Source organism: Actinoplanes sp. CA-252034, assembly GCF_050956125.1.
In the GTDB taxonomy this organism is placed as follows: Bacteria; Actinomycetota; Actinomycetes; order Mycobacteriales; family Micromonosporaceae; genus Actinoplanes.
Genome location: NZ_CP191846.1, coordinates 916,056 through 939,814, shown reverse-complemented (window position 1 = coordinate 939,814; position 23,759 = coordinate 916,056). Strand labels below are relative to the sequence as shown.

General features: G+C 70.3%; 19 protein-coding genes and 1 pseudogene. 5 read left to right on the top strand and 15 right to left on the bottom strand.

Going from position 1 to position 23,759, the window contains the following annotated elements:
* Positions 1 to 82: 82 nt before the first annotated feature.
* A complete protein-coding gene (gene secA / locus ACQPZW_RS04385; RefSeq protein WP_433793546.1) occupies positions 83 to 2,983 on the bottom strand; it encodes a preprotein translocase subunit SecA in 2,901 nt (966 codons plus the stop codon).
* A gap of 186 nt (positions 2,984 to 3,169) precedes the next feature.
* Between secA and ACQPZW_RS04380 the strand changes: the two genes are divergently transcribed.
* A complete protein-coding gene (locus ACQPZW_RS04380) occupies positions 3,170 to 4,129 on the top strand; it encodes a GNAT family N-acetyltransferase (protein ID WP_433793545.1) in 960 nt (319 codons plus the stop codon).
* Here ACQPZW_RS04380 and hpf read toward each other — a convergent pair.
* From hpf to nfi, 13 genes and pseudogenes are all read right to left on the bottom strand, one after another.
* Positions 4,118 to 4,735, bottom strand: a complete 618-nt coding sequence (hpf, locus tag ACQPZW_RS04375) for a ribosome hibernation-promoting factor, HPF/YfiA family (protein ID WP_433793544.1) — start codon at positions 4,733 to 4,735, stop codon at positions 4,118 to 4,120. The two genes, ACQPZW_RS04380 and hpf, sit on opposite strands and share 12 nt — an antisense overlap.
* A gap of 270 nt (positions 4,736 to 5,005) precedes the next feature.
* The gene (locus ACQPZW_RS04370; protein WP_433793543.1) at positions 5,006 to 5,722 is read right to left on the bottom strand and encodes a ComF family protein; all 717 of its coding nucleotides are present in this window, start codon (positions 5,720 to 5,722) and stop codon (positions 5,006 to 5,008) included.
* 6 nt (positions 5,723 to 5,728) lie between these two features.
* The gene (locus ACQPZW_RS04365) at positions 5,729 to 7,543 is read right to left on the bottom strand and encodes an LpqB family beta-propeller domain-containing protein (protein ID WP_433793542.1); all 1,815 of its coding nucleotides are present in this window, start codon (positions 7,541 to 7,543) and stop codon (positions 5,729 to 5,731) included.
* The gene (gene mtrB, locus ACQPZW_RS04360; protein ID WP_433797418.1) at positions 7,543 to 9,108 is read right to left on the bottom strand and encodes an MtrAB system histidine kinase MtrB; all 1,566 of its coding nucleotides are present in this window, start codon (positions 9,106 to 9,108) and stop codon (positions 7,543 to 7,545) included. Before mtrB ends, ACQPZW_RS04365 begins: the two co-directional genes overlap by 1 nt.
* A 116-nt stretch (positions 9,109 to 9,224) precedes the next feature.
* Positions 9,225 to 9,914, bottom strand: a complete 690-nt coding sequence (mtrA, locus tag ACQPZW_RS04355; RefSeq protein ID WP_433793541.1) for an MtrAB system response regulator MtrA — start codon at positions 9,912 to 9,914, stop codon at positions 9,225 to 9,227.
* A 218-nt stretch (positions 9,915 to 10,132) separates the two neighbouring features.
* Positions 10,133 to 10,336, bottom strand: coding sequence for a DUF397 domain-containing protein (locus ACQPZW_RS04350; RefSeq protein ID WP_360291148.1), 204 nt, complete (start codon positions 10,334 to 10,336; stop codon positions 10,133 to 10,135).
* Positions 10,337 to 10,389: 53 nt separating this feature from the next.
* Complete coding sequence (locus tag ACQPZW_RS04345; RefSeq protein WP_433793540.1) at positions 10,390 to 11,238, bottom strand: helix-turn-helix domain-containing protein; 849 nt, start codon at positions 11,236 to 11,238, stop codon at positions 10,390 to 10,392.
* 52 nt (positions 11,239 to 11,290) lie between these two features.
* Complete coding sequence (ahcY, locus tag ACQPZW_RS04340; RefSeq protein ID WP_433793539.1) at positions 11,291 to 12,736, bottom strand: adenosylhomocysteinase; 1,446 nt, start codon at positions 12,734 to 12,736, stop codon at positions 11,291 to 11,293.
* Positions 12,737 to 13,368: 632 nt separating this feature from the next.
* The gene (gene manA, locus ACQPZW_RS04335; RefSeq protein WP_433793538.1) at positions 13,369 to 14,553 is read right to left on the bottom strand and encodes a mannose-6-phosphate isomerase, class I; all 1,185 of its coding nucleotides are present in this window, start codon (positions 14,551 to 14,553) and stop codon (positions 13,369 to 13,371) included.
* A 322-nt stretch (positions 14,554 to 14,875) separates the two neighbouring features.
* Positions 14,876 to 16,102, bottom strand: a complete 1,227-nt coding sequence (locus tag ACQPZW_RS04330; protein WP_433793537.1) for an SIS domain-containing protein — start codon at positions 16,100 to 16,102, stop codon at positions 14,876 to 14,878.
* A gap of 308 nt (positions 16,103 to 16,410) precedes the next feature.
* Positions 16,411 to 16,572 (bottom strand): annotated as a pseudogene (locus ACQPZW_RS04325) (Trm112 family protein); the annotation flags it as partial.
* Between the two features lie 44 nt (positions 16,573 to 16,616).
* Positions 16,617 to 17,996 carry a phosphomannomutase/phosphoglucomutase gene (locus ACQPZW_RS04320; RefSeq protein WP_433793536.1) on the bottom strand — a complete coding sequence of 460 codons (1,380 nt, stop codon included), beginning with the start codon at positions 17,994 to 17,996 and terminating at the stop codon, positions 16,617 to 16,619.
* 84 nt (positions 17,997 to 18,080) lie between these two features.
* Positions 18,081 to 18,734 carry a deoxyribonuclease V gene (gene nfi, locus ACQPZW_RS04315; protein ID WP_433793535.1) on the bottom strand — a complete coding sequence of 218 codons (654 nt, stop codon included), beginning with the start codon at positions 18,732 to 18,734 and terminating at the stop codon, positions 18,081 to 18,083.
* Between the two features lie 69 nt (positions 18,735 to 18,803).
* On the opposite strand from nfi, the gene ACQPZW_RS04310 reads away from it, so the two are divergent.
* The 4 genes from ACQPZW_RS04310 (at position 18,804) to ACQPZW_RS04295 (ending at position 23,047) form a co-directional block, all read left to right on the top strand.
* A complete protein-coding gene (locus ACQPZW_RS04310) occupies positions 18,804 to 20,051 on the top strand; it encodes a GAF domain-containing protein (protein WP_433793534.1) in 1,248 nt (415 codons plus the stop codon).
* Positions 20,052 to 20,088: 37 nt separating this feature from the next.
* Complete coding sequence (gene exaC / locus ACQPZW_RS04305) at positions 20,089 to 21,612, top strand: acetaldehyde dehydrogenase ExaC (RefSeq protein ID WP_433793533.1); 1,524 nt, start codon at positions 20,089 to 20,091, stop codon at positions 21,610 to 21,612.
* 2 nt (positions 21,613 to 21,614) lie between these two features.
* Positions 21,615 to 21,986, top strand: a complete 372-nt coding sequence (locus ACQPZW_RS04300; protein WP_433793532.1) for a DUF779 domain-containing protein — start codon at positions 21,615 to 21,617, stop codon at positions 21,984 to 21,986.
* A 269-nt stretch (positions 21,987 to 22,255) separates the two neighbouring features.
* On the top strand, positions 22,256 to 23,047 hold the full coding sequence (locus ACQPZW_RS04295; protein WP_433793531.1) for a polysaccharide deacetylase family protein: 792 nt from the start codon (positions 22,256 to 22,258) through the stop codon (positions 23,045 to 23,047).
* Positions 23,048 to 23,245: 198 nt separating this feature from the next.
* Here the strand turns inward: ACQPZW_RS04295 and ACQPZW_RS04290 are convergent, their stop codons facing one another.
* Complete coding sequence (locus tag ACQPZW_RS04290) at positions 23,246 to 23,608, bottom strand: DUF3499 domain-containing protein (protein ID WP_093618565.1); 363 nt, start codon at positions 23,606 to 23,608, stop codon at positions 23,246 to 23,248.
* Between the last annotated feature and the right edge of the window lie 151 nt (positions 23,609 to 23,759).

Sequence of the window (23,759 nt, the reverse complement as noted above, 5' to 3'; positions counted from 1 at the left end):
AGCGCGCGGTGACCGGCGGGAACGCGAAACGGCCCGTGTGGCCCGGCCGAAGCCGGACCGCACGGGCCGTTCAGGCGAACTATCAGGCCGTCCCGGGCGCTCCGTGGCAGCGCTTGTACTTCTTGCCCGAGCCGCAGTAGCACGGCGCGTTCCGCGACGGGCCGTTCGACTCGGACTGGCCGGCGGACGACCGGCTCGACGCCGCGCGGGCCGTGGTGTGCGCCGGGCTCGCCGGGACGGGCGAGCCACCCGGGCCGATCGCGACCGGCGGCTCCGGCTGGGCCTGCGGACGCCCCGAACCGGCCTCGCCGTCGATCGTCGGAGCCGTGTACTGGAGGTTCTGCGGACGGCTGGGCGTGTTGAGGCCCTTGGCGTGCACCTCGACCCGCTCGGGCTCGTCGTCCGGCACCTCGCCGACCCTGGGCAGCTCGAAGGCCTGGCTGGTGTCCAGCGTGACGGGCGCCGGCGCCTCCTCGACCTGGACCTCCAGGTTGAAGACGAGGCCGACCGCCTCCTCCTTGATGCCCTCCATCATCTGGTTGAACATGTCGAAGCCCTCGCGCTGGTACTCGACGACCGGGTCGCGCTGCGCGTAGGCCCGCAGGGAGATGCCCTCCTGCAGGTAGTCCATCTCGTAAAGGTGCTCACGCCACTTGCGGTCGATCACCGAGAGGAGCACCTGACGCTCCAGCTCGCGGATCGCCTCGGCACCGAGCTCGTCCTCACGGGCCTGGTAGGCGGCCTGCGCGTCCTGCTTGAGCTGCTCGAGCAGGAACTCCTGGTCGATCGTGTTCCGCTCGCCGCCGGACTCCTCGACGATGTCCTCGATCGTGAGGGTGATCGGGTAGAGCCGCTTGAGGTTGGTCCACAGGTCGTCGAGGTCCCAGTCCTCGGCGAAGCCGTCGGCGGTCGCGGCGCTCACGTAGTCGGCGACCACGTCGTCGATCATGTGGGTGACCTGCTCGTGCATGTCCTCGCCGTCGAGCACGCGCCGGCGCTCGGCGTAGACGACCTGCCGCTGCTTGTTCATGACCTCGTCGTACTTGAGGACGTTCTTGCGGATCTCCGCGTTCTGCGCCTCGATCTGGGTCTGCGCGTTGCGGATCTGCTTGCTCACCATCTTCGACTCGATGGGAACGTCCTCGGGGATGTTGAAGCGCTCCATGACCGCCTCGACGGCGCCCGCCCGGAACCGCTTCATCAGGTCGTCCTGAAGCGACAGGTAGAACCGGGACTCGCCCGGGTCGCCCTGCCGGCCGGACCGGCCGCGCAGCTGGTTGTCGATGCGGCGGGAGTCGTGGCGCTCGGTGCCGAGCACGTAGAGACCGCCGGCGGCGACCACGTCGGCGGCTTCCTGCTCGGTGGCCTGCTTCACGCTCGGGAGGATGTCCTCCAGGGCCTTCGCATACTCCTCCGGGCTCTCCACCGGGTCGAGGCCACGCTGGCGCAGCTCGGCGGCGGCGGTGAACTCGGGGTTGCCGCCGAGCAGGATGTCGGTGCCACGCCCGGCCATGTTGGTGGCCACGGTGACCGCGCCCTTCCGCCCGGCCTGCGCGATGATCGTGGCCTCCTGCGCGTGGAACTTCGCGTTCAGCACGCTGTGCGGGATGCCACGACGGCGCAGCAGGGTGGAGAGGATCTCCGAGTTCTCCACGGAGACGGTGCCGACGAGGACCGGCTGGCCGGTCGCGTGGCGTTCGGCGATGTCCTCGATGACCGCGTTGAACTTGGCCTTCTCGGTCTTGTAGATGACGTCCGGGTGGTCGATGCGGACCATCGGGCGGTGCGTCGGGATGCTCACGACGCCGACCTTGTAGACGCTGTTGAACTCGCCGGCCTCGGTCTGCGCCGTACCGGTCATGCCGCCGAGCTTCTCGTAGAGGCGGAAGTAGTTCTGCAGGGTGACGGTGGCCAGCGTCTGGTTCTCCTGCTTGACCTCCACCCCCTCCTTCGCCTCGATGGCCTGGTGCATGCCCTCGTTGTAGCGGCGGCCGTGCAGGATGCGGCCGGTGAACTCGTCGACGATCAGGACCTCGCCCTCGGGGCTGACGATGTAGTCCTTGTCGCGCTTGTAGAGCTCCTTGGCCTTGATCGCGTTGTTCAGATAGCCGACGAGCGGGGTGTTGACCGACTCGTAGAGGTTGTCGATCCCGATCCGGTCCTCGACCTTGGCGACGCCGCGCTCGGTGACCGCGATGGTCCGCTTGGCCACGTCGACCTCGTAGTCGCCCTCGCCGTCCTTGCCGGCCTGGAGGCGGGCGACGATCTGGGCGAACTCGCCATACCACCGTTGGGAGTGCTCGGCCGGGCCGGAGATGATCAGCGGGGTACGGGCTTCGTCGATCAGGATCGAGTCGACCTCGTCGACGATCGCGAAGTTGTGCCCGCGCTGCACCCGCTCGTCACTCGACCACGCCATGTTGTCGCGCAGGTAGTCGAAGCCGAACTCGTTGTTCGTCCCGTACGTGATGTCGCACTGGTAAGCGGCACGGTGCTCGGCGGCCGGCCGGTTCGGCAGGATCACGCCGACGCTCAGGCCGAGGAACACGTGCACCCGGCCGACCCACTCGGCGTCACGCTGGGCGAGGTAGTCGTTGACCGTGATGATGTGCACGCCCTTGCCGCTCAACGCGTTGAGGTAGGCCGGGAACACACCGGTCAGGGTCTTGCCCTCACCGGTCTTCATCTCCGGGATGTTGCCGAAGTGCAGGGCGGCACCGCCCATCAGCTGCACGTCGTAGGCCCGCTGGCCGAGCACCCGTTTCGCGCCCTCCCGGGCGACGGCGAAGGCCTCGGGGAGCAGCGAGTCGAGAGTCTCGCCCTCCTCGTAGCGCTCCTTGAACTGCTGGGTGCATTCGCGCAACTCGTCATCGGTGAGATCGACATAGTCGTCCTCGATCGAGTTGACCGCGTCCGCGATCGCCTTGAGCCGTCGCACCATGCGGCCTTCGCCGGCGCGAAGAATCTTTTCCAAAATCGACACGGGTCAACGCTCCCCTAGACAGTCTGCCGAACCATCGTAGGCACCTTCGCCCGGCACCTGTGACCCTGGCCTCCGGTGAATCTCGCAAACAGGGCGAAAGACTCCACGAAGTTCGCTGACAGCGCAGCCTACGACTTGCCGGAAACGGGATTTGGCGGCCGGGCGCGTCCCGGAGAGGATGGCCACGTGGATCAGAACACCGGAGTACGGCTCGAGGACGCGGGTGCCGGGAGCGGAGTCCGCTTCCGGGGAGACGAGATCGTCGACGAGCACACCGGTGCCGTTCTCGGGCGGATCGGTCTCGAACACGGGATCCTGACCTTCGAGGTGGCGCCGGAGCACCGTGGCCGGGGCGTGGCGACGACCGCCGTGCGCGAGTTCAGCCGCGCGGCGCTGACCCGGCGTGCCCGGCTGGAGATCCGGATCGGCTGGGAGGACACGGCGGCCCAGCGGGTCGCCCTGGCCGCCGGCTACACCCGTGAGGCGGTCCGCCGCGGCCATCCCGAGCTGCTCGTCTTCTCCCGGTTGGCCGATGATCCCGAGGGCCCGACCCCGCGCCTGCTGCCCGATCTGCCCGGCGGCGAGCTGACCGACGGCGTGATCACCCTGCGGCCGCTCGGCGCGTCGGACGCCGACTTCTACACCGAGCTGCACAACGTGCCGGACGTCATCGCCACCAGCGTGCCGCCCGAGCCGAAACCCGCCGGGGAGATCCGCCGGCGGTGTGCCCGCGCCGAGGCGCACTGGCTGGCCGGGGACCGGGCCGACCTGGTCATCCTCGACACCGCGACCGGGGCACGGGCCGGCGAGATCGGCCTGTATTACCAGGAGCCACCCACCGGTCAGGCGATGATCGGGTACAGCATGCTCCCGGCGTACCGGGGAAGGGGTTTCGCCTCGCGCGCCGCGCAACTGCTCGCTCTCTGGGTCTTCGCCGAGACGGGTGTCGCCCGTCTCATCGCCGGGACGCTGCCGACGAACGCCGGTTCGCAGCGGGTGCTGGAGAAGGCCGGGTTCAGCCGGGAGGCATACCTGCGCTCGCGCCTGCCCGGGCCGAACGGCACACGCACCGACGACGTCCAGTTCGTGCTCCTCGCCGGAGACCTGCTCGCACAGGCCTCCGGCGAAAACGCCTCACATGCCTAGGCTGAGGATGCCGTAGTCGTAGCCACGGCGGCGGTAGACCACACTGGGCCGCCCGCTGTCCTTGTCATGGAACAGATAGAAGTCGTGGCCGACGAGCTCCATCTGGAAGAGGGCGTCGTCGACGGTCATCGGCTCGGCCGAGTGCTCCTTCTCCCGCACGATGCGCCACGGCTGGTCCTCGTCGTGCTCGGCCGGCTCGGCGTCGAGGACCGGCTCGGTCAGCGTCGCGGTCTGGCCGTAAGTCAGGTCGGTGGGGAGATTGGCGGTGGCCGCGGCGACGGAGACCGGCGCATGCCGTCCGCGATGCACCCGGCGCCGGTCGGCGGAACGGCGCAGCCGGGCGTCGAGTTTGTTGATCGCGCAGTCCAGGGCTGCGTAGAAATCCTGTGCCTGGGCCTCGGCGCGTACCACGGGGCCCTTGGTCCTGACGGTGATCTCGACCCGCTGGCAGGTGTCGGACTGTCGCGGATTGCGTTCGTGGAAGAGCTCCACGTCCGCCCTCATGAGCTTCTGGTCGTAACGCTCGACCTTGCTCAGCTTGTCGGCGACGTGCTCTCGATAGTGGTCGGGAACCTCTACGTTGCGGCCCTTGACGACAATGTCCACTCGTGACCTCCCCCAACGCTTGTGCTTGCGGGCGCCGATTCGCGGCGCGGCCCGCTACTGGGTGAAACGCCGCGTCATGATCAACAGCGGGACGCGGCTCAAGAGAGTGAGACGACTCCTTTCCGGTGCGACTGAGGCGCTCCCGGTGGCGGATAAGTCTGCGCACTTACCCTCGTCACCTAGACGCTAGCCCGCCTATGCCCGTCAGTCACCCCTCGTTTGGGATACCTGAAGACTGACATTGGCCTCTATCGGCCGCTCGGGACACGATCACCGACAAATGCCGGGGCGGATCTTGCGCAACTCGGTCGCTGCCAGCACCGCGGCACCCGTGACCTGCATGTCCGCCTCCTCGAGCCGGCGTGCCACCGCCGCCAACGTGGCACCGGTGGTGACGATGTCATCCGCCACCACCAGCGTGCCTCGCGATCTCCCATCGCGGAGGGGATTGCTGATTCGGGGCATCATTCGCAGCGAATTGACAGCTACGGTAGCCCGTTCGGATGCTTCCAGTGACGTGGAGTCAGGACGGGGCAGTGCACGGAGCGGCTGCACCACGTTCACCCGGTATCCGGCGGCCCGCAACCGCCGCGCCGCATGATCGGCGAGACGGGCCATGTGATCGCCGTACCGCTCCCGTCGCGCCGCCGCGGTCGACGGCACCGGCACCAGGGTCACCGGCCGGTCGCGCGGCGCCAGCGCCGACACCGCGCCGGCGAGCAGCGTCCCGAGCGGCCGGGCGAGCCGGTACCGACCCTTCTCCTTGTACGCCAGCAGCGCGCCCCGCAACGGCCCGGAGTACGCCCCGACCGCCACACAGTCCGGGAAACCGGCCGGCGGCGGGCTCGGCATGGCAGCGCGCGGCCGCAGCGACTCCAGCGCCGTCACACAGTCCGCACAGGCGCCGTAGGTGAGCCGCACCCGTTCCGCCCCGCACCCCGCGCAGACGCCGGGCAGGACGAGATCAGCGAGTTCAGCGACCACCATGCGGTCTCAGTTGAGGAAGAAGGGCGCTTCGGGCACCACGTCCGGCCGCGGCTCGCCGGACGGGCCGGCCAGGTCCTTCGCCCCGATCTGCACCGCCAGCGACAGCGCCTCGAAGGCGTTCCTGCCGTTGGAGGTGGAGTAGAGCACCGAGCCGACATTGTTCCGCTGCTTCAGCGGGTTCGCCGGGTACGCGGTGAGGTAGGTGACCACCTCGTTGCCCATGTCCGGCAGCACCGGCGACTGCAGGACCCCGTCGATCGACGTGTAGATGATCGACGTCCGCCCGTCGTCCCGGCCCGCTCCGGCCACGGCGAGCCAGCCCTCGCCACTGAAGTCCACCGCGGTGACCGACGTGAGCGGCGAGAAGACCTGCTGGAGTCCGGTGAGGGCCTGCCCGTCGCCGCTGAGGTTGAGAACCGCCCGGTAGAGCCGCCCGCCGACCACCAGCGCCACCCGGTGCCCGTCGGGAGCGACCGTGATCGCGGTGATCTGCCCCGCCGTACCGGGTGAGGAGACCTCCTGCACCGGACCGCCCTGCGCCCGGAACCGCCAGAGCCGGCCGCCCGCGATGATCAAACCGACGGCGCCGGCCGCGTCGTTCTCCGGAGTGACGGCCCAGATCGGATGGCCCAGGCCGGTGGGGAGACCGGGGATCTCCTTCAGCACGACCTGGTTGCCGATGGCCGCGCTGCCCACCCGTAGCCGCTCGTTCTTGCCGGAGCCGGTGACCAGGGCGGCGAAGACGGCCGTGCCGGAGGTCGTGAGGGCCGCCAGCGAGACGTCCTTGTTGTCGTCCGGCGCGATGCCCGGAACGAAGTCCGAGGTGGGCCGGGAAGCCTCCGACAGACGCCGGACGCTGCGGTCGTAGACCACGAACCGCTCCGGGTCGGGGAGCAGCCGGGACGCCGGGTTGCTGGCGACGAAGTCCTCACCGGAGTAGCTGCGCGGCTGCTGATGACCGACCGTGAGATCCAAATACTCGGGCAGCAGGCTCCGCAGCGACCACTGTAGTTGGATGCGCAGGTGCTCCATGGCCTCGACGGCGCCCTCGGTCGGCACGGCCTGCGCGCTCAGCCGGATCTGCAGGCGGTCCTTGTCGATCGCGGGCACCTTGTTCTCCAGCTTGGTGCCGTCCGGCAGGGGCTCCACGGCGTCCTGCAGCCACGGGGCGGGCCCACCGATCAACCAGTTCACGATGATCGTCGGCTGCTGCTCTTTCGGGACCTCGCTGAGCAGGTAACGGACGTCCGGGACCAGGCCGGTCTGGTCGGTGTTCCAGAAGTAGATCGTGTGCTCGTCGTAGTACTCGGTCACCGCGGTATCACTGAGCAGCAGGAACGGCGGCGCCTGCACCACGTACAGCCCGTCGCCGGGGACCTCGTCGAGGACCAGCTCGTACTTGTCCTCGACCTGCTCGGACGACGGCTCCAACAGCCCGTTCTTCCCGAGAGTGCCGAGCAGCTGATACGAGATCACCACCCGGTCCTCGGTCGAGTTGATCAGCGGTTTCTCGGTCAGGCGGATCACCCGGGGCGCGGCCGGCGGGTTGAAGCTCTCCCGCGTGCCGGCCGACATGAACTGCTTGACCCGGTCGAGGGCGCCGTCGTACTCCCCCGCGGCCGCGCGCAGGTAGTTGGCGACGAACTGGATGCGGTCGCTCGTCGAGTTCCGGGCGATCGGGGTACGCCGGCCGTTGTCGCCGGAGGACGTGCCGGTCGAGGGGCCGGGGCCGACCACGGTGACATCCGACTCGTCGGGGATGCCACACCCGGCGAGCAGCAGCGCGGCGACGGCCGTGCAGGCCAGCACTCGTCGGATCATCAGCTCACCTCCGCTGTCCGGTCCCGGGGGATCAGCGGCAGCGGCGCGGCCACCAGCCGGTCACCGGCCCGCACCGGCACGGTGAGCCGGAACTGGGCGCCCTCGCCGGGCGAGCCCCATGCCTCCAGCCAGCCGCCGTGCAGCCGCGCGTCCTCGACGCTGATGGACAGCCCGAGGCCGGTGCCTCCGGTCTGCCGGGCCCGGGACGGGTCGGCCCGCCAGAACCGGTTGAAGACCAGGCGCTCCTCGCCCGGTTTCAGGCCGATCCCATGGTCGCGCACGGTGATCGCCACCGCAGCGTCGTCGGTCGCCAGGGTGACCTGCACCGGTTTGGCCTCGGCGTGCTCGACGGCGTTGCCCACCAGATTACGCAGCACCCGCTCCACCCGCCGCGGGTCGACCTCGGCGATCACCGGGGTGTCCGGCAGGTTCAGCTGGATCTCCACACCGGCCCGCTCGGCCAGCCCGGTGAGCCGCTCGGCCACCCGCTCGACGATCGGGACCAGGTCGGTGTGCTCGGCGTCCAGCGCGGCGAAGCCGGCGTCGAACCGGCTGATCTCCAGCAGGTCGGTGAGCAGCTCCTCGAAGCGGTCCAGCTCGGCCTGCAGCAGCTCGGCGCTGCGGGCCACCGCCGGGTCGAAGTCCTCCCTCTCGGAGAAGATCAGGTCGGCGGCCATCCGAACGGTCGTCAGCGGTGTCCGCAGCTCGTGCGACACGTCCGAGGTGAACCGGCGCTGCAGCCGGGACATCTCCTCCAGCCGGACGATCTGCCGCTGCAGGTTGGCCGCCATCTGGTTGAACGCGGCCGCCAGCAGGGCCAGATCGTCCTCGCCGTCGACCTTCATCCGCTGGTCGAGCAGACCGGCCGAGAGCCGCTGGGCGGTCCGGGCGGCCACCCGGACCGGCGTGACGACCAGCCGGGTCACCAGTGCCGCCACCACACCGAGCAGGATCACCAGGGCCAGGCCGGTGGCGAGCACCGTGGTGCTCATCAGGTTGGCGTCCTGGTCCTCGCTGGTGAGCGGGACCATGTAATAGAGCTCGACCTGACCGAAGCGAGTGGTGACGGGTGACCCGTACACCAGATATTTGATCGTCTCGCCCTGGATCTCGGTGGTCCGGATCTGTCTGCTGACCCCGCCGCCCGTGCCGGTGACCGCCTTGGCCATCTCCGGAGTGATCAGGTCGCTGGTGTCGACCGCCGGCGGGACGACGACGGCCTTGAGGTCCGGCGAGCCCTCGGCGCGGATCGAGATGACCGCGTTGCCCCGCGCCGTGGACTCGCCGACGAAGAGATCGTCGGCCAGCTCGGTGAGCGCGCTCGGCAGCTCCGGGTCACGCGCCTGCGGATAGAGCGTGAGCTGATCGGTGGCGAACTTCACCTTGGTGTTCAGCGCCGACCGCGCCTCGTCGTCGGCCCGGCTCAGCAGGATCTCGGCGCTGCGGTCGGCGATGAAGGCGCCGAACGTGCCGACCAGCAGGCTGGAGGCGAGCAGGGTGATCGTCACCACCCGTAGCTGCAGCGACCGGCGCCAGGCCCGGCGGGCCGGCGCCGTGTATCGCATCGAATATCGCACCAGCACACGCCAGTAGCGCCGCACCACTCGCAGGGCACGGCGCACGGGCATGGGGAGCCAGGCAGGAGCACGCATCTCGCGGCAAGATTAGCCGCTCCCGGGGATCAGCCGGTGCCCGCCTTGTAGCCGACACCACGGACCGTCAGGATGATCTCCGGCCGCTCCGGGTCCGGCTCGATCTTGGCGCGCAGCCGCTGGACGTGCACGTTGACCAGGCGGGTGTCGGCGGCGTGCCGATAACCCCAGACCTGCTCCAGCAGCACCTCGCGGGTGAACACCTGACGCGGCTTGCGGGCCAGCGCGACCAGCAGGTCGAACTCCAGCGGCGTCAGCTTCACCTCCTCGCCGTCCCGGGACACGGTGTGCGCCGGCACGTCGATGGTGATCTGGTTCCCCGGCGGCCCTATGGTCAGCATCTCCGGCGCGGCGTCCTCGCCCCGGCGCAACCGGGCCCGCATCCGGGCCACCAGCTCCTTGGGTTTGAACGGCTTCACCACGTAGTCGTCGGCGCCGGACTCCAAGCCCAGCACGACGTCCACCGTGTCGCTCTTGGCGGTCAGCATGACGATCGGGACGCCCGACTCGGCACGGATCGCACGGGCCACGTCGATCCCGCTCATCCCCGGCAGCATCAGGTCGAGCAGGACGATGTCGGGACGACTCTCCCGGAATGCGGCCAGGGCCCGTTCACCGTCGGCTACGAAAGACGGAAGGAAGCCTTCGCTACGGAGAACGATGCCGAGCATCTCGGCCAACGCTGGGTCGTCATCGACGACCAGTACCCGGGCTCTCATGCGGTCCAATATTGCACTGTCCTCCCGGTCTTCGCGTTACCTGGGGGCCGATCTTGCCGGGAGCCCACCGTCGGGGACGCGTCACCCGGGAGCCGATCCTGCCGGGAGCCCGTCCCCGGAGGCGTGTGACCACGGGCCGATCGGGCCCGGGAACGTGCCCCGAAGATAGAAGAACGGGCGGTCCCGGTCCGGGACCGCCCGTGGCAGGCGATCAGCGATCACATGCCGGGCCGGTCGAACTCCCCTGCGCGAATACCGGCGATGAAGCCGGTCCAGTCCCGGGCGCCGAAGCTCAGCACCGGGCCGGTGACGTCCTTGGAGTCGCGCACCAGCACCGTGGCCGGCGCCTCCGCGACTTCGACACAGTGCCCGGCAGCGCCACTACGGCTGCTCTTGCGCCAGGTCAGTGTGGTGTCCTGCATGATCGTCTCCCTTTACCGTGGAATGCCTCTCCATTGGACCCCACGGCGAGCGGTCAACGACCGATCCGATCCCTCGACTGAGCGATGGCCGTTCGGCTCTCTTCTGGCGACAATGCGCGTTCCTGCAGGTCATCGAAGGCGTCGCGATACACGTCGATCTCCTCCGGCTTCACCCGGAAGAGGCCGCCGGTCAGCCCTTCGATGTGCACCACCGGTGACCGGGTGCCGGGCGCGAACTCCAGGACCATGAACGACTCGATCAGCCCGGCGTGTGCGCCCGCCTCGAAAGGGAGGATCAGCAGCTCGATCCCGGGCCGGCTGCTCGCCTCGTAGAGCCGGGTCAACTGACGCCGCTGCACGGCCGGCCCACCGATCTGGCGCAGCAGCACGCCCTCGTCGACCACCATCCGCAGCGTGGGCGGCGGAACCCGGCTCATCGTGTTCTGCCGGCCCATCCGCAGCGCCAGGCGGCGCTGGATGATCAGCGCGTCGTCGATGTCCGCGCCGGTCTCGATCACCGCCTGCGCGTACTCGTCGGTCTGCAGCAGGCCCGGCACCACCTGGGCCTCCCACTCGAAGATCTGGACCGCCTCGGACTCCAGCGCCAGATACTCGTCGTACGGGTCCGGGACCGACGACCGGTACGGCGTCCACCACGCCCGGGCCCGTCCACGCCGGGCCAGGCCACGCAGGCGCCCCCGGTCCTCCACCGCGACCCCGTAGAGGGTGAGCAGGCGATCCAGGTCGTCCTCGCTGATCCCGGTGTGCGCGGTCTCGATCCGGCTCAGTTTCGACTCGGACCAACCCAGGGCCGTCGCCACGTCGACAGCACGACGCTCACCGCGAAGCCGGCGCAGCTCACCGCCCAGCTCGCGGCGTGCTGTCGAAGTCGGCCTCGCCACGGAGCCCACCATATCGACGCGGTGACCCCCCGGTGCAAGTTGCACAGCGCCTTCAGTAGCGATAATGCTCCGGCTTGTACGGCCCCTCGACCGCGATCCCGAGGTATGCGGCCTGCTCCTTGGTCAGTTCGGTCAGGTGCACACCGAGCGCCGCGAGGTGCAATCGGGCCACCTTCTCGTCGAGTCTCTTCGGCAGCACATACACCCCCACGGGGTACTCCTCGGTCTTCGTGAAGAGCTCGATCTGCGCGATCGTCTGGTTCGAGAAGCTGTTGCTCATCACGAACGAGGGGTGGCCGGTGGCGTTGCCGAGGTTCAGCAGGCGGCCCTCGGAGAGCACGATGATCGAGTGCCCGTCGGCGAACCGCCACTCGTCGACCTGCGGCTTGATCACGATCCGCTCGACGTCACCGCGCCGGGCCAGCCCCGCCATGTCGATCTCGTTGTCGAAATGACCGATGTTGCCGACGATGGCCTGGTGCTTCATCCGGGCCATGTGCTCGTGGGTGATCACGTCGAAGCAGCCGGTCGCCGTCACGAAGATGTCCGCGGTCGCGACCACCTCGTCGATCGTCGCCACCTGGTAGCCGTCCATCGCGGCCTGCAGCGCGCAGATCGGGTCCACCTCGGTCACGATCACCCGGGCGCCCTGGCCGCGCAGCGACTCGGCACAGCCCTTGCCCACATCGCCGTACCCGAAGACGACCGCCACCTTGCCGCCGATCAGCACGTCGGTGGCACGGTTGATGCCGTCGATCAGCGAGTGCCGGCAGCCGTACTTATTGTCGAACTTCGATTTGGTCACCGAGTCGTTCACGTTGATAGCCGGGAAGAGCAGCGTCCCCGCCTGCTGCATCTCGTAGAGCCGGTGCACGCCGGTGGTGGTCTCCTCGGTGACGCCCTTGATCCCGGCCGCCGTCCGGGTCCACCGCTTGGGATCTTCCCGGAGGCTGCGACCCAGCAACTTCAGGATCACCGCGTACTCCTCGGAGGCCGCGGTCTCCGGCGACGGCACGGCGCCGGCCCGCTCGAACTCGGCGCCCTTGTGCACCAGAAGCGTCGCGTCGCCACCGTCGTCGAGGATCATGTTGGGCGCCTCGCCGTCCGGCCAGAGCAGCACCTTCTCGGTGCACCACCAGTACTCGTCGAGCGTCTCGCCCTTCCAGGCGTAGACCGGCACCCCGTTCGGCTTCTCCGGCGTGCCGTCACGCCCCACCACGATCGCCGCGGCCGCGTGATCCTGCGTCGAGAAGATGTTGCAGGACGCCCAGCGCACCTTGGCCCCGAGCGCGGTCAGCGTCTCGATCAGCACCGCGGTCTGGATCGTCATGTGCAGGGACCCGGTGATCCGCGCCCCGCGCAGCGGCTGCGACGGCCCGAACTCCGCACGCAACGCCATCAGGCCGGGCATCTCGTGCTCGGCCAGCTCGATCTCCTTGCGGCCGAACGCGGCCAACGACAGGTCGGCGACCTTGAAATCACCGTCGGTGCCAGTCATGTGAACCCCCGTGGGTGCCGAAGCAGCGGTTCACTCTATGCAGATCCTCACCCCGAAAACCCCGATTCGGTACGACCCAGGCAGGCCACGGAAACCAGGCCGTCACGCCTCTGACGTGCGCGACGAGCGCGCGAAGCTCACCGAGGCTGCCGCGCTCCCGCCCAGATCGCGAACGGTCGCGCGGCCGGGGTCGGGCATGCGTGCGTCCTGCTCGTGGGCGGACGCTGCCGGCCGTGCCGACGGGCGGGGACGACACCGGAATGCGGGAGTGGGGACATAGCGAACGGGGCGACAGGTCGAAACCCGCCGCCCCGTTCATCCCCCCGGTTTGGTACCGCGCGCGTCCGTGGGACCCCCGATCACCAATGACGCTGCGTGCTCTTAGATTCACACTCTGCAACCGTCATGTCAAGTTATTTGCAGAAATTTCGGTCATGTCGGTTGGACGGTGCGTCACTGCGCTCTGCAAGAGCGCTGACGCGCGGTACCGCCGCCGCGCCGCAGCACGCCGGCCTGGCCGCACCACCCCATTCCGGCACAGCACGACGGCCGGGCCGCACCACCCCGTTCCGACCAGACGCGGGGCCCGCACGGCGCGGTGCGGGCCCCGCGCGGTGCGGGCCCCGCGCGGCTCAGCCGGGCACGGCGGCGACGAACAGGCGACCGGTGCCGGCCACCTTGATCGCGCCGGCACCGGCCGGGACGTAGGCCGCCGTTCCGGGGTTGAGCTCGACCGGTGTGCCGTCCTCGCTCTGCCCGGCGAACACGGTCCCCTCCGTGCACAGGACGATCCGCGGGCCGTGGGCGGGAACCTCGACGGGCGGGCGGGTGCCGTCCAGTTCGATGCGGTAGAGGACGAAGTCGCCCACCGGCACGGTCCACGTGTCGACTCCCGGTTCCAGCGTCACCGCGGGCAGCAGCGGATCGTCGAGGACCTCGAACCGCAGGACCCGCAGCAGCTCGTCCACGTCGACGCGTTTCGGGGTGAGGCCGCCGCGGAGAACGTTGTCGCTGGCCGCCATCAACTCGACGCCCAGGCCCTTGAGGTAGGCGTGCAGGTTTCCGGCAGGCATCCAGATGGCCTCGCCGGGCGCCAGGCGCACCAGGTTGAGCAGGAGGGCGACCAGGACCCCGGGGTCGCCCGGGTAGTGGCCGGCCAGGTCGACGGCGAGCGTGAACGAGTCGGCGTGCTCGTGGCCGGCCGGCATCGCACGGGCGGCGGCGACCACCTCGTCGATCAGGGCGGCCCGGTCGTCGGCCGGCCAGGTGAGCAGCAGCCGGACCGCCTCGGCCAGGTCGTCGCCGCGCAGGGCGGTGACCACCGGCTCCAGCCGGGGCAGGCCGAGCCCACCGATCACCGCGGCCGCGACGGCCGGGTCACGGAAGCCGCAGAGCGCCTCGAACGGCGTGAGCGCCACCAGCATCTCGGGCTTGTGGTGGGCGTCGGTGTAGTTCTTCGGGGCGGCCGGGTCGGCCTCCTGACGGGCGAACGCCACCTTGGCATAATCAGCGTCCGGGTGGGCCTGCAACGACAGCGGGGCGCCGGCCGCGAGGACCTTCAGGAGGTACGGCAGACGGGCCCCGAAGGTCCGCACGACATCGTCGCCGAGCTGCCCGGCCGGATCGGAGCCGATCAGCTGGATCAGGTCGACCGGCCCGTCCGGGCCCGGCACGGTGGAAGGGTCGCCGGGGTGCGCGCCGAGCCACAGCTCCGCCTCGGGCCCGTCACTGGCGGGACGGCCCTGCAGGTCGGCGATCGCGGTCCGGGAACCCCAGGCATACGGCCGGATGACTCCGGTCAAGGGATACACGGTCATACCCGGCAAAGTAGCAGCTAACCGGCGCAACCCGGGGGTCGCGCCGGTTACGACTCAAGACACCCGAGCCACCCCGCGACATCGCCGAGCTCCCACGCCGCGACATCGCCGGCCCCCGAAGGAAGGCCTGCCACGCCGCGACATCGCCGGCCGCCCCCAAGAGGGCTGCGACATGGCCGGCCGCCCCAAGAAGGCTGCGGCGTGGCCGGTCTCCTGAACAGAGCCCGGCCGCGCCTCGGCATGGCTGGCCGCCTGCGGAGAGGCCGGCCCGCGCGAGAGCGGGCCGAGCGGATCGCCGTGTGTCGGAGGCCCTCGCCGTGTGTCAGAGGCCCTCGGGAAGGGGGTTGGCGAGTTCCTTCATCTCGCTGATCGCCGGCACCGCCATCGGGTCCAGGCCGTGGGCCAGGGCCAGGTAGAGGGAGGCGTAGTCGGGCACCGCCACCAGCGAGGCCAGCCGCTCCAGCGTGGAGCCGCCCTCGGCGGTCAGCACGTCGCAGCGGACCCCGCGCCGGTCGGCGATCGTCTGGATGGCGTCGGCCCGGCGTTCCTCGACGGCGACCGGCTCGTCCGCGTCGTCTTCCGGGTTGAGACCGCCGTCGCGGAAGACCACGAGCCGCAGACGGGTCAGCGCCTGCTCGTCGTCCTCTTCGTCCGGGTCGGCGAAGATGTCACGTGACGTCTCGGCGAGGCCGCCGAAAACGCCGTCGAGCAGGCCCACCCGGCCACGGCCGGCCTCGCCGAGAGCGCCGGCCATCACCGGGTAGCGGGCGTTGGCGGCCAGGGTGTCGCCGAACCGCCGGGCCGCGACCGTGGCCAGCGGCGAGGAGCCCCAGACGATCGGGACCGAACCGGCCAGGCCGAGAGCCAGGGCCTTCGCCGGGTTCACGAAGGAGTCGGCACCGGCACGGCAGCGCTCGGCGTCGGCGTCGAGCCGGGTGGCGGTCTCGGCGATGTCCGCCTCGGCCAACTTGGCGAGGCCCAGCGCACGCCCGGCGAAGAGCACCGGGATGGTCAGGCCCCACAGCGTGGCCCGGGCCGGGGCCCGACGCGGCACGCCGATGAACGGGGCACGGGCCCGCTCGGCAAGCGCCTCCAGCTCGGAGCCGGGATTGCCGATGGCGACCAGGCGGGCGCCGCGGCGGGCGGCGGCCTCGGCGGCGGCGAGGGCCTCGGGACTACGGCCGGAGGCGGAGACCGCGATCACCACGTCGGCCGCGCCGACCCACCCCGGAACACCGGCGCTGCGATGCCCGATGATCGGCACCGGGCAGCGCGGGCCGGCGACGGTGGACAGGATGCTGCCGGTCAGACCGGCGGTGCCGATGCCGGCGACCACGACGGCGCGCGGCCGGCCCTCGTCGGCGAGCATGCTCAGGTCGACCTCGGCGGCCAGGGCCGCCGCCTCACGCACCTGGGCGCCCGCCGAAGCGGTGGCCCGCAGCATGCCGCCCGGGTCGTTGTCGAGCATCGACTTCTCGTCGTTGAGCAGAGACTCGTCGGCGACGCGGTGCCCGTTGACCCCGGCGGAGCCACCCCGTGGGCCGGCCATCACTTCGACTCCTTGTCGGACGAGCCGGAGGCGACGGCCGAGCCGGCCGCACCCGAAGAACCAGCCGCACCGGCAACGCCGGCCGAGCTGGCCGCACCCGAAGAACCAGCCGCACCGGCAACGCCGGCCGAGCCGGCCGCACCCGAGGAACCGGCCGCACCGGAAACGCCCGGTGACGCCGCCGCATCCGAAGAACCTGCCGCACCGGCCGAGACCGGAGAACCGGCGGCCGATGAGGAATCGGCCGGCGGGTCAGCCGCGGCCGGACCGGGGTCGACGACGGGGGCGGAGGCCGCCGATCCCGGCTCCCGCGCCTCGTCGAGGAGCAGGATCGGGATGTCGTCGCGGATCTCGAAGATCCGGCCGCACTCGGTGCACGTCAGCGTCTGCGCGCCCGCGTCATGCTCCAGGGGCGCGTGATGGGTGTCCGGGCAGGCCAGAATCTCCAGCAACTGCTGATCGAGCGCCACCGAGCTACTCCTAATCGCCGCGAAAGAACTAGGTCGTGGCGATCCTATCCACGAACGATGGCCAGGACCTCGTCACGGAGCTTTGCCATCCGGTCCGCGTCGGGGGCCTCCACGTTGAGCCGCAGGAGAGGCTCCGTGTTGGACGCCCGCAGGTTGAACCAGGCACCGTCGCCGACCTGGAACGTCATGCCGTCGAGCTCGTCCACCGAGGCGTCCGGGAACGCGGCCCGCACCTCAGCGATCTTGGCGGTGGCGTCGGCCACGGTGGAATTGATCTCACCGGAGGCGACGTACCGCTCGTACTCGGCGGCGAACTCCGACAGGGGCAGGTCCTGGCCGCCGAGCGCGGCGAGCACGTGCATGGCGGCGAGCATGCCGGTGTCGGCGAACCAGAAGTCACGGAAGTAGTAGTGGGCCGAGTGCTCACCACCGAAGACGGCGTTGGTGGAGGCCATCTCGGCCTTGATGAACGAGTGGCCGACCCGGCTGCGGACCGGCTTCCCGCCGTTCTCCACGATGATCTCCGGCACCGCGGCCGAGGTGATCAGGTTGTGGATGATCGTGCTGCCCGGGAACTTGGCCAGCTCGCGGCTCGCCACCAGACCGGTGATCGCGGACGGGGAGACGGGGTCGCCGTTCTCGTCGATGACGAAGCAGCGGTCGGCGTCGCCGTCGAAGGCCAGGCCGATGTCGGCGCCCTGCTCGCGGACCGCCTTCTGCAGGTCGACCAGGTTCTTCGGGTCGAGCGGGTTGGCCTCGTGGTTGGGGAACGAGCCGTCCAGCTCGAAGAAGAGCGGCGCGATGGTCAGCGGCAGGGCGGGGAGCACCTGGTCGCCGAGGACGGCCGGGACGGTGTAGCCGCCCATGCCGTTGCCCGCGTCCACGATGACCTTGAGCGGCCGGATGCCGGAGAGGTCGACCAGCGACCGCAGGTGGGCCGCGTAGTCGGTGAGGACGTCACGCTGCTCGACCCGGGCCGGGCCGTCGGCCTCCGCGTTCAGGTCGGCGAGGAGCTGCTGGGCGCGCTGCCGGACGACGACGAGGCCGCTGTCCTGGCCGACCGGGCGGGCGCCGGCGCGGCACAGTTTGATCCCGTTGTACTGCGCGGGGTTGTGGCTGGCGGTGAACATCGCACCCGGCAGGTTCAGCGAGCCGGAGGCGTAGTAGAGCTGGTCGGTGGAGGCCAGACCGATGTTGATCACGGCGGCACCGGCGGCGTTGGCCCCGTTGGCGAACGCGGCGGCCAGGCTGGGGCCGGACTCCCGCATGTCGTGGCCGATCACGATCTGGTCCGGCTCGTCACCGGACTCGCGCAACATCTCGACGAACGCCGTGCCGATCGCCCGGGCCACCGTCTCGTTGAACTGGTCCGGGACGGTTCCCCGTACGTCGTACGCCTTGATGATCTGCGACAGATCAGACACTGCTCACTCCTCAGGAAGTCCCCTTTGGCCCCGAGGGTAGCGGAGTGCCTGGTACCCCCATGTTCTAACCGCACTGCCGGGCGATTAACGCAGGGAATCTCTGCAGGCACGGTCCGCGACCCTGGTGGTCTCCGGCAGCCGGAAACGTGGGGTCAGGCGCAGGGTCAGCGCACAGGCCCGGTCCAGGCCGATCCGGTGGCCGACGGAGACGAAGACCGGCTTCACCCCGGGCTGGGTGCGCAGCACGGCGCCGACCGTCTCCCCCGCGTCGACGAGCGCGGATCGTGAGCCCCGCTCTTCGCCGACCGGCTCCCAGTCTCCCACCAGCCGGGTCTTCCCGACGCCGAACGACGGGAGATCGGTGAGCACGCCGAGGTGGGCGGCGAGCCCGAAGCGTCGCGGGTGGGCCAGGCCGTGCCCGTCGCAGATCAGCACGTCGGGCCGCACGGTCAGCCGGTCCAGGGCCTCCAGCAGCGCGGGCACCTCGCGGAAGGCGAACAGCCCCGGGACGTACGGGAAGGCCGGCACCCCGCGCACCACGGCGGTGTCGGCGATCGACAGGTCGGCGGTGTCGAGCACGACGACCGCGGCCGCGAGGCGGGAGTCGTCGTCGGAGTAGGCCACGTCCAGGCCGGCGACGGTGGCCGGCAACGCCGGGCCGTCCTCCGGGACGATGCGGGAGCGCAGGGCGTCCTGCACGGCGAGGGCTTCTTCTTCGGTACGGGGCCACGGCTGCACGGCCCGAAGAATAGGGACTGTTGTCACCAGCCGTGACGCGGGTCACGATGGGGGCTGGAGGTGCTGCCGGTGAACCCGTGGCTCGCGCTGACCCCCGGAGACGACCCCGCCGAGCGGATCCGGCTGATCGGCCGTGCCCACGAGAGGTTCCTGGCCGGGGAGACCGGGCCGGACCGCATGCGCGCGGTGGTCGCCGACTCCTGGGCCCGCTCCGCCGCGTTCATCGGGGCGGACAACACGGCACCGATCGATCTGGCCGACGGCGACCTGGAGGCGTACCGGTCGGCGCACCCGCTGTCCCGGGTCATGCCGATCTTCCGGGATCTGCTGGGCGGCCTGGCCGAGGACGGCGACCACATGATGGCGGTCTGTGACGCGCACGGCCGCCTGCTCTGGGTCGAGGGGCACCCGGCGACGCTGCGCAGCGCCGCGTCGATGAACTTCGTGCCCGGTGCTCGCTGGGACGAGGCGCACGCCGGCACGAACGCGCCGGGGACCGCGCTCGCCGTCGACCACGCGCTGCAGATCTTCGCGACCGAGCACTTCAGCCATCCGGTGCAGCGGTGGACGTGCGCGGCGGCCCCGGTCCACGATCCCGGCACCGGCCGGCTGCTCGGGGCGATCGACGTCACCGGTGGGGACCATCTGGCCAATCCGCACAGTCTCGCTCTGGTCCGGGCCACGGCGCTGGCCGCCGAGGCGTACCTCCGCACGGTCGAGCCCGTCCCGCGGAGGCCGCATGTCGTGGCACTCGGCCGGGACGAGGCCCGCCTCGCGGTGAACGGTCGGCAGGTGCGGCTCGGCCGGCGGCACTCGGAGTTGCTGGCGCTGCTCGCCATCCATCCGGAGGGGCGCACCGGAGATCAGCTCGGCATCGAGCTGTACGGCGACGAGGTGAACCCGGTCACGATCCGCGCCGAGCTGTCCCGGCTGCGCCGCATTCTCGGCCCGGAACTGCTCGACTCCCGGCCCTACCGGCTGCGCACGGCGCTGGAGACCGACTTCGGCGTGGTGGCGCGGCTGCTGACCGCCGGGCGGACGGCGGAGGCCGTCGACGCGTACCCCGGCCCGTTGTTGCCCGCCTCGGACGCGCCCGGGATCGTGCGGCTGCGGCGGCTGCTGGACGACCGGCTGCGCGCCGCGATCCTGGAGGCCGGCGACCGGCGGCTGCTCCGGACCTGGCTGAACAGCTCGTGGGGCAGCGACGATCTGGACCTCTGGGAGGCGTACGCCGCGCTGGTCCCGGCCGATCCGGTCGCCGCCCGCCGGGTCGCCGCCCTGACTCGTGAATACGCGTGCAACGTTGCTGCAACGTAGCCGTAACTAAGGTCCGCCGAAACGAGGAGGCGAGACCGTGACCGTCTACACCCCGCCCGGTTCCGAGGGCTCGATCGTCAGCTACCAGTCCCGCTACGACCACTACATCGGTGGCGAGTACGTCCCGCCGGCCAAGGGCCAGTACTTCACCAACCCGTCCCCGGTGACCGGTCAGATCTTCTGCGAGGTCGCCCGCGGCACCGCCGACGACGTGGAGAAGGCCCTGGACGCGGCGCACGCCGCCGCCCCCGGCTGGGGTCGCACCTCGCCCACCGAACGGGCCAACATCCTCAACAAGATCGCCGACCGGATGGAGCAGAACCTCGAGAAGATCGCCGTCGCCGAGGCCTGGGAGAACGGCAAGGCGGTACGGGAGACGCTGGCCGCCGACATCCCGCTCGCGATCGACCACTTCCGCTACTTCGCCGGCTGTATCCGGGCGCAGGAGGGCTCCGCGGGCGAGCTGGACGAGGACACCGTCGCCTACCACTTCCACGAGCCGCTCGGTGTGGTCGCGCAGATCATCCCGTGGAACTTCCCGATCCTGATGGCGGTCTGGAAGCTGGCACCGGCCCTGGCCGCCGGCAACGCGGTCGTGCTCAAGCCGGCCGAGCAGACCCCGGCCTCGATCCACTACCTGTTCTCGCTGATCGGCGACCTGATCCCGGCCGGCGTGGTGAACATCGTCAACGGCTTCGGCGTGGAGGCGGGCAAGCCGCTGGCCAGCTCGAGCCGGGTCGCCAAGGTCGCGTTCACCGGCGAGACCACCACCGGCCGCCTGATCATGCAGTACGCCTCGGAGAACCTGATCCCGGTCACCCTGGAGCTGGGCGGCAAGAGCCCGAACATCTTCTTCGAGGACGTCAGCCGGGCCGACGACGACTTCTTCGACAAGGCGCTCGAGGGCTTCGCGATGTTCGCGCTCAACCAGGGCGAGGTGTGCACCTGCCCGTCGCGTGCGCTGATCCAGCAGGGCCACTACTCGGACTTCCTGGCCGCCGGCGTGAAGCGGGTGGAGAACCTCAAGCAGGGCAACCCGCTCGACACCGACACGCAGGTCGGCGCGCAGGCCTCCAACGACCAGCTCGAGAAGATCCTCTCCTACCTGGACATCGGCCGGCAGGAGGGCGCGCGTGCGCTGGTCGGCGGGGCCAAGGCGGAGATGCCCGGCGACCTTGCGGGTGGGTACTACGTGCAGCCGACGATCTTCGAGGGCCGCAACAACATGCGGATCTTCCAGGAGGAGATCTTCGGGCCGGTGGTCTCGGTGACACCGTTCGGCGACTTCGACGACGCCATCAAGATCGCCAACGACACGCTGTACGGCCTGGGCGCCGGCGTGTGGACCCGGGACGGGAACCAGGCGTACCGGGCCGGCCGGGCGATCAAGGCCGGCCGGGTGTGGACCAACTGCTACCACCTCTACCCGGCGCACGCGGCGTTCGGTGGCTACAAGCAGTCCGGCATCGGGCGGGAGAACCACCGGATGATGCTCGACCACTACCAGCAGACCAAGAACCTCCTGGTCAGTTACTCCCCCAAGGCCCTCGGGTTCTTCTAGAGATGGCCTCACGCGTGGATGTCACCCCCGCGGCCGCCGATCTCATGCGGCAGCTGCGGGGGCAGCACGGCCCACTGATGTTCCACCAGTCCGGCGGCTGCTGTGACGGCAGTTCGCCGATGTGTTACCTGGAGGGCGAGTTCCGTACCGGCGGATCCGACGTGCTCTTGCAGTCTCTGGCGATCGAGGGGGTGCCGGAGCCCATCACGTTCTGGATGTCGGCCAGTCAGTTCCAGCTCTGGAAGCACACGCACCTGACGGTGGACGTCGTCCCCGGCCGCGGTTCCGGCTTCTCGCTGGAGGCGCCCGAGGGCGTCCGGTTCCTGATCCGCTCCCGGCTGCTCACCGCGCGGGAGCTGGAGGAGCTCGGCTGATCCGCTGGTGGGCGGGCGCGTACCGGCCCCGCCCACCAGTCGGGTAGACATTTCGAGACATTTACCACCGTGACCGACCCCATCGGCGATCCGCGATCGAACTCCGGCGAAACTTGACGCATTACCGGATTCGCGCCAATCGAACATCCGGCTGTGGCGTCCGCCGGCGATTCGAGGCATCGTCGGCAGGCGCAACACCGACCTGGGGAGGTCTCTTGATACGGCTGTCGCATACCCGGAAGGCCTTCGCGATCAGCATCGCGCTGATCATGACAGGACTCGTCGGCCAGGCGACCGCGGCGACAACCACCGCACAGCCGGCGCCCAGCGCCGCGCCGTCGAGCCCGGCGCCGTCAGCGCCCACGACTCCGGCGGCCACACCGGCGACGCCGGCGCCGAAACCGACGAAGACCAGCCCCACGAGCGTTCCGATCGTCAAGCCGAAGGGCAGGTCCGGGCCCGCCGGCAGCCTCCTGACGACGGGATCCAAGGGCGTCGCGCTCACCTTCGACGACGGGCCCGACCCGGACCTCACACCGAAACTGCTGAAGCTCCTCGCCAAGGAGAGGGTGAAGGCGACCTTCTGCCTGGTCGGGACGCAGGCGCGCCGCCACCCCGACCTGGTGCGGGCGATCGCCAAGGGCGGTCACAGCTTCTGCAACCACTCGTGGAACCACGATCTGAAACTCGGCAAGCGCGCTCACCATGCGATCCGCGCCGACCTGGAGCGCACCAACGCCGCCATCCGCGCGGTCGTGCCGGACGCCAAGATCCGCTACATGCGTGCGCCCGGTGGCAACTTCACCCCGGCGCTGGTCAAGATCTCCGCCGAGATGGGCATGCACTCGATCTACTGGAAGGTCGACCCTCGCGACTGGGAGCAGGCGGAGACCGAGTCGAACAACTCGCACCGCGACAAGATCATCCGGTCGGTGAAGCGGAACACCCGCCCGGGCGCGATCATCCTCTCCCACGACTACGCGCAGCCGGCCACCATCGACGCGTACCGCGAGCTCATTCCCTGGCTCCGCAAGCGCTTCCACCTGGTCGCCCTGACCTGACGATCGCCGGGCGGCTTTCCCCGTCGCATCCCGGTCCCGGGATGTGACGGGAGCCACTACGGCTTTCGGTAAGGGTGAGGTGACGCCTCAGCCCGAGAGGCGCGCTGACGGGCGGGAGGGGTCGCCGGCGTCGCGCTGTAGCCCGGGGACGGGCCTGGTGCGGTGGTGGGCGGGGTGGCCCGTACCGCTGCGGGCTCTTCAGTGTGAGGGCGGGATCACCCGGAGATGACCGCGGCGGCCCGTCTGATGGCCCGGGGTGTGGTCGGTGTCGTCCGGGCGCGGAGGGACCGGACGGGCGGCCTCGCGGACGGCCTCGGCCAGGGCGACCAGATCGTCGGTGGTGGGGGGTGGCGGCGCGAAGTCGCCGTCGTGGCGGACGAGCTCCCAGCCTCGGGGGGCGGTGAGGCTGCGGGCGTGCGTCTCGCACAGGTCGTACGTGTGGGGTTCTGCGAAGGCCGCGAGAGGGCCCACTACGGCCGTGGAATCGCCATAGACGTAGGTCAGGGTGGCGACCGCCTGTCGGGGACAGCCGTTCCGGGAGCAGCGCCGTGGTGACCTCACGGCGGCAACTTATCTCTCCGTTCGCGATTCTGGGTCGTGTTGCCTCGCGACACGCCGACCCGGGCGCATCACGATTCGGCGATGGTCGTTGTACACGCCGACCCGATGGGGCGAATTAACGGCGCGGACACACGATGACCACGGGCTGACC

Bases quoted from the DNA above. Each gene is read 5' to 3' on its own strand.
- ACQPZW_RS04370 (WP_433793543.1), bottom strand. From the start codon at position 5,722: ATGGTGGTCGCTGAACTCGCTGATCTCGTCCTGCCCGGCGTCTGCGCG.
- ACQPZW_RS04365 (WP_433793542.1), bottom strand. From the start codon at position 7,543: ATGATCCGACGAGTGCTGGCCTGCACGGCCGTCGCCGCGCTGCTGCTC.
- mtrB (WP_433797418.1), bottom strand. From the start codon at position 9,108: ATGCGATACACGGCGCCGGCCCGCCGGGCCTGGCGCCGGTCGCTGCAG.
- mtrA (WP_433793541.1), bottom strand. From the start codon at position 9,914: ATGAGAGCCCGGGTACTGGTCGTCGATGACGACCCAGCGTTGGCCGAG.
- ACQPZW_RS04350 (WP_360291148.1), bottom strand. From the start codon at position 10,336: ATGCAGGACACCACACTGACCTGGCGCAAGAGCAGCCGTAGTGGCGCT.
- ahcY (WP_433793539.1), bottom strand. From the start codon at position 12,736: ATGACTGGCACCGACGGTGATTTCAAGGTCGCCGACCTGTCGTTGGCC.
- manA (WP_433793538.1), bottom strand. From the start codon at position 14,553: ATGACCGTGTATCCCTTGACCGGAGTCATCCGGCCGTATGCCTGGGGT.
- ACQPZW_RS04330 (WP_433793537.1), bottom strand. From the start codon at position 16,102: ATGGCCGGCCCACGGGGTGGCTCCGCCGGGGTCAACGGGCACCGCGTC.
- ACQPZW_RS04300 (WP_433793532.1), top strand. From the start codon at position 21,615: ATGGCCTCACGCGTGGATGTCACCCCCGCGGCCGCCGATCTCATGCGG.
- ACQPZW_RS04295 (WP_433793531.1), top strand. From the start codon at position 22,256: ATGACAGGACTCGTCGGCCAGGCGACCGCGGCGACAACCACCGCACAG.